At 73.8% G+C, this 282-nt stretch carries 1 pseudogene; it reads left to right on the top strand.

From position 1 onward, the window contains the following. Nucleotides 1-282, top strand: a pseudogene (locus tag AC0IY0_RS28815) (ABC transporter substrate-binding protein); the annotation flags it as partial.

Below are 282 nucleotides of genomic sequence, written 5' to 3'. Positions count from 1 at the left end.
GCACACCTTCTCGCGCGCTGCGGTCGCGCTGAGCGACGACACGCCCGCTGCCGTTGCGGCGGCCAGGGAGCTGGTGGCCACGGGCGTGCACTACCTGGTCCTGGCGCTGCCGGCGGATGCGGTGCTGGCGGTGGCCGACGCGGTGACGGACACCGGGGCGGTGGTGCTGAACGCCGGCGCCCCGGACGACCGCCTGCGTGGCGCCGACGGCCGGTCCAACGTATTCCACATCCTGCCGTCCCGGGCGATGCTGACGGACGCCACCGCATCACCGTCATGTAC

The sequence above is a fragment of the Methylobacterium sp. AC315 genome, from assembly GCF_979253755.1.
Note: the sequence above shows the minus strand (reverse complement) of the source record. Positions and strands in the feature narration are given on the sequence as shown.